The sequence below is a fragment of the Ancylothrix sp. D3o genome (assembly GCF_025370775.1).
In the GTDB taxonomy this organism is placed as follows: Bacteria; Cyanobacteriota; Cyanobacteriia; order Cyanobacteriales; family Oscillatoriaceae; genus Ancylothrix.
In genome coordinates this window covers 1-5266 of record NZ_JAMXEX010000070.1, presented here as the reverse complement: position 1 = coordinate 5266, position 5266 = coordinate 1, and the positions used below count along the sequence as shown (strand labels likewise).

Here is a 5266-nt window from a genome sequence, read left to right as displayed (position 1 = left end):
TGCCGGTAGGTCAACATGGGATTTTTCTACCCCGAAGGATAAAACGATCCTACTACCTGTAAGGCTACTTATAGGTCAAAAAGCTGGAGTTTATATGGATGGGTGGTTTGGGGAAAGCCGATGTCAAATAAGTGTCTTTTTATTTATTTGACTTTAAATGAAAGGCAATTGAAAGGCCACATCCAGCCTACTTTCAATCACCATCACCCCTCTCTACTGGGGCAGGGCAGGGGCCGATCTTCTTTTACTCAAGGGCGTTTTTGAGAAAAAACTACCGTTCGCTCGTTTTTGTTTTCCAGCTTGCCGGTTTAAAAAGAGGCTAGTTCTTGGGGTTGTGTTAGGTTGCTCGTAATATGGACGCGAAAAGCCCCATGTCCCTCTCCAAGAGTGCTCATTTGGCATAGCTATAAAATGCTATGCCTTTTTAGATAAAATCAGTCCGGCCTATAAGAAATAGAAGAACAATCTGAAACAAAACGCTTTGTTATCTTATCATCAAGTTAGGAAGGAAAAACAATGGTGGTAGTTACAAACAATGCAGACAGTGGGGCCGGTTCATTGCGTCAAATTATTGCTGATGCACAACCAGGCGATACCATCGTTTTTGATAATAGCCTCAGCGGTGTAAACATCACCCTCACGACAGGCCAATTACTAATCAACAATAACCTGATAATTGATGGAGCATCTGCACCCAATTTAACCATCAGTGGTAATAACAATAGCCGCGTCATTAAAACCGAATCCTTCACAAACATCACCCTTAAAAACCTGATTATTGCTAACGGAAAATGCAGCGCTACCACCGATGAACCGACAGGTGCCGGTGCGGGAATTCAAACCGGCTCCAACAGCACTTTAACACTCGAAAATTGCCAAATTAATAACAACATAGCAGGCTTTAGTGCAGGCTTACATACAGGCTGGAGAAGCACCACCACTGTCATCAATTCGAGCTTTGATAGTAATGATGGTTCTCTTGCTACAACTACCGAACGTGGCGGCGGTGCCATCGGCGTAAAAAGTGGCAGCACCCTCACCGTAAAAGGTAGTACCTTCACCAACAATAAAGGCAGCTTTGGTGGTGCCATTAATAACCTCCTCAGCGGACTCACCATTGAAGATTCTACCTTCAAAAACAACAGTTCTGTATCTAGTGGTTCTGATAAAGGCGTTGGCGGTGCTATTTACGTTGATGGTGCCAGCGAATATACCAACGATGGCATAGGCGGGAACATTATTATCCGTAATAGTCTTTTTGACAGCAACATCGCCCAAGGAGAAGGAGGAGCAGGCTTTTTATTTGGATACCCACCGGATAAAATCTTGTTAGAAAATAGCACCTTCATCAACAATAAAGCCATTAAATACAACAATGGCACCGGCGGCTCTGGCGGTGGTATCCGGGCCGGTAATGGCGATATTACCGTAACCAATTCATCCTTTATCAATAATGATGCCAGTGATAGCGGCGGCGGTTTGTGGCTGGGTGAATCGGCAAATGTTAGCGTTACCAATACCACATTTTCTGGTAATAAAGCGGCTTTCAACGGCGGCGGAATATTGATCAATACCAGACCCGCTTTTGCTACAAATATTGTCAATACAACTTTTGCTAATAATACGGCGGGCGGTTATGGCGGTGCGATTACAACGTTTTTGCCTTCATGGCCGCTCAAGAATCATCAGGCACAAAAGATGCCATTTCTTATGCCACATTAAAGCGAAAAATCGGCTATGTCTTCGGCGAAAATGATGCTAGTCGTCGTAGCAGTCAAGACGAGGAATTTACTCCTGGTATGGATTTATTTTATTTTGAGAAACCTGGTGATTTTTCTGATTTTATTTAGTTAAATCTGTTTGAATGAGGTAGTTTATGACTCGTTATGTTTTCACTTACAATGTGCTGGCTTTGTTACCAGAAGCAGGTTACGAAAGTCGCTTATTTAAAATAAAATCAAAAACTTCGATGTTAGTTTGGAATGGTAATCAGAAAAAGTGGATGCACCAGTCTCAGCCAGATTCCTCATCAACGGTTAGGTTAAATGAGGTGACTTATAAAAACATAATGCTGTCAAAATTGCATCCAGACCAGGAATTTTCTGTTTGTGCAATCCCGACGGATTCAAATGAAAAATCAGAATCACTACTAGACGATTATGAAAATTTCAGTTTGGATTTAGCAGGCGGTGCTCGCAAACACGGTCATTTTGTATTTAGTCGAAAACAAAGCGCTAAAGGCACGGTAGGCCAATTTTATTTCCCGCCAGAGAAGGAATCAATGGGTCGGATTAATTACGGCTCTATCAGTTTATCGGAATGTAAGGCATTGTTCGTTTTGAAAAAGGCGAAAATTCTTGTACTAAAAGACCCGGATTTACAAAATAATAGACCAAAGCCAGGGTCAGAAAATCCTTGGGAAATCGGGGACGCTCATGGCAAAATAAGCGACGCTTTACTAAACTCATTGTTGGCAGATATTACCTCTCGCCCAAAGACCCCAACCCAATTTAGATTAGGGATAGCAGGTAACGAAACAAGAAAGGGAATTTGGGGAAAAGGAACCGTTTTGCCACTGCCGGCTTCCGAGATGCAAGGCTATGACATGGTTCTGCCAGAATCGTGTTTCAAGACATTTAAACCACCCTTTGGTGATAATGTATTTGAGGATGTTTGTTTAGCAGCGTTAGGCGAAGCTCAGGAACGCAAATCAAAAGGCGGAACGCAAATATGGTCTTGGTTTCCGGTAGATATCATCGAACAAGATGTCATGCCAGCCACCAGACAAAAATGCGAAGAATTAATACAGAAATTAGCTACTAAGAACATCTACCAAATCGTCGGCACATTTCAACCAAGCTTACAAACAAACACAGGAGAAACGCCAGCTAAAACATCACCAGAAATCAATGAGTTACCACCACTAGCTAATAAGTGGTTTGATGATTTAGCCCTACTATGGGACTCCGGTAATCCCCAAGATGATACGGATGATGATGCTGAACCCTATATGTCAACGTTGGCGATGATTTTGGCAGACGACCAAGCCAGAATCCTAGAAAAACACCCGTATGTTATTGATTCGATTCTCCGCAGTTTGAAGAAGAAATGGACACGGTTAGCGATAAATGGGGCGTTTCGTGCAGCTAGTTTTATGGCAATGCCTGATGATTCATTAGCCGATCTTTCTTTTAGCTGCAAACATCTCAAACCAGGAAGACATATCACGTTTCGTTATCCGGTCAGGCATTGGGGTGATATCCAAATATGGGAAAATGTGGTGGATGGAAACGGTTACAATGGGGTGTTTTTTGTTTCTCATGTAACCTTTGGGGGCACCGGCGAACTAAATGAATCACCATTCGGTCAAGGCGGCGATTTCGATGGCGACTATGGAAACGCAGCAAAAGCAGAAAAACTACCTAATATCACGCAACGAATTTGGGATTGGAATGACCCAACCTCACCGCATTATCGCCGTCAACCAAAACTTGTAAAAGCTCCTAAATCGCCCATACAAGACACTCTCAAAAGAGTAGCTCTGCGGTCAATGGATAACCTCACCGGCTTAGTTGCTTCTCAGATTATGTGGGCGCAAGCCAAGGGTCTAACAGAAGAAATTATCCCCGATGGCTCCGGCAGAACGGTTCTTGAAGTTCTATCGCAGGCATTGCAAGATGAAGTAGATCGGTTTAAAAATGATTTACAGCGGGATACCAGAGCATTAGAAATGGTTTCGTCCATTCTTAATCGTGGAGCCGCGCGCCCCCAATGGCTGACCGAACTTGTTTTTTGCGATAGCTTCCATTACTGTCAAACAAATAAGGAAACAAATAACAAGCGAGTAGTTATGAGAACGATAAGAGCAAAAAAATTCCCAAAAAATTCCCCCCCAAGCGTGATGCCAAAGGAAAAGGAAAAAAAGCCTCTTAAATACAAATTAAAATAAAACAAAACAAATTGAAATAAGTCTCTGGGATTTTTGTCCCTATCTAAAGCTTCGCTTCCTCTCAAAATCTCCCCATAACTTAATCAAATAAGATTGTACCTAGTTAGTATTTATTGTAGTTTCCGTAATCGTTGGGAATGGGTTATAATATTAGCAAAAAGCCTGAAAAAATACCTGAATAAATATTAAAAAAAGCGGTATAGCCAACATTAAAACGTAGAAGCAAAATACCATGAGCCAGGAATCTGAATGGAAAACCAGGCAACTATTGCCTAAAAATGTACTTCAATGGTATGGGTTGAAGGGCGATAGAAGAGTTAAGAAAGTTCATCATACCACCGTAATAAATTGGGTAAAACAAGTCGGAAAACTGTTACCAGATGTTTATGATACTGTAGTCATTCCAGAAGTTGTTGATCTCGATAAATTACAAACTTATGTAATATTGAGAATTGGTTTGTTATCCTCCCCGAAATTCGAGTATGCCGGTGGTGAATTTAAAAAGTTACCAATTGCAAATAATTATAGACAGTTGTAACCATTTTGGCTTGCCCATAAGCAAGATTTTCTCTTTCCTTTGAGCCTAGGCTTGGCTTTCTCTTATCACCGGCCTCCCCAAGTCTAATATTTTGTAGCCAGAGAATAACAAACGGTGCTTACCCCCAACAAACTCAGCCAAAAACGCCTAGTAGACACTGCTTGAAAACGACCGACTTTATGATAAAGTAGGAAACATCTACAACCGTAGGAGGCATTTAGCTTATCAAAGAAAAATAATGATATCGAGTTAGCAAATTATGTAAAGGATAACGAAAACTTTTTATCTCCTAAATAAAAAAAAAGATATTAACACGCTAATCATCTCAGAAATAACCTCAAAGCAAGGAAAAACCACTCAATGCTACCATCAATTTTTGACACTTGCACCCCTAGAGAAGAAATCTTATCAGGAGAATTATCCTTAGATTTATTTGCAGCAAAATTAAGACTTGTTGTGGAAGGAAACGCCCCGCCCGTCTATCAAAATCCTAAAACTTTTTTCGCTAACACCTTTCCTACAGACGGCATAAAAACCTTAATTTGACAAGTCTTTAGCAGGCTCACCGGCACCGGCTCAGGTTCACCAGTTATCCGCTTAGAAACCAGCTTTGGCGGCGGTAAAACTCACGACGAAATCGCACTCTGGCATATTTGTAAACAAGGCCGTACAATTGAAGGATTAGAGCGTTTTGCTGACTTTAATTTTATTCCAGATTATGCTGTCCAAGTTGCTGCTATAGATGGCAGAGATTTAGATCCAGAAAACGGCGTTTTTCA

Annotated in this window: 3 protein-coding genes and 1 pseudogene; all 4 read left to right on the top strand. The window is 41.4% G+C overall.

The window, feature by feature from the left end; genetic code table 11:
* Positions 1 to 516: 516 nt before the first annotated feature.
* Positions 517 to 1722, top strand: a complete 1206-nt coding sequence (locus NG798_RS26685) for a right-handed parallel beta-helix repeat-containing protein (protein ID WP_261226756.1) — start codon at positions 517 to 519, stop codon at positions 1720 to 1722.
* A 154-nt stretch (positions 1723 to 1876) separates the two neighbouring features.
* The gene (locus NG798_RS26680) at positions 1877 to 3949 is read left to right on the top strand and encodes a hypothetical protein (protein ID WP_261226755.1); all 2073 of its coding nucleotides are present in this window, start codon (positions 1877 to 1879) and stop codon (positions 3947 to 3949) included.
* A 269-nt stretch (positions 3950 to 4218) separates the two neighbouring features.
* Positions 4219 to 4391 (top strand): annotated as a pseudogene (locus tag NG798_RS26675) (IS1 family transposase); the annotation flags it as partial.
* A 456-nt stretch (positions 4392 to 4847) separates the two neighbouring features.
* Complete coding sequence (locus NG798_RS26670) at positions 4848 to 5033, top strand: hypothetical protein (RefSeq protein ID WP_261226754.1); 186 nt, start codon at positions 4848 to 4850, stop codon at positions 5031 to 5033.
* Positions 5034 to 5266: the final 233 nt, after the last annotated feature.

Excerpts from the sequence above, each read along its gene's own strand:
- NG798_RS26670 (WP_261226754.1), top strand. The coding sequence starts at position 4,848 with ATGCTACCATCAATTTTTGACACTTGCACCCCTAGAGAAGAAATCTTA.
- NG798_RS26680 (WP_261226755.1), top strand. The coding sequence starts at position 1,877 with ATGACTCGTTATGTTTTCACTTACAATGTGCTGGCTTTGTTACCAGAA.
- NG798_RS26685 (WP_261226756.1), top strand. The coding sequence starts at position 517 with ATGGTGGTAGTTACAAACAATGCAGACAGTGGGGCCGGTTCATTGCGT.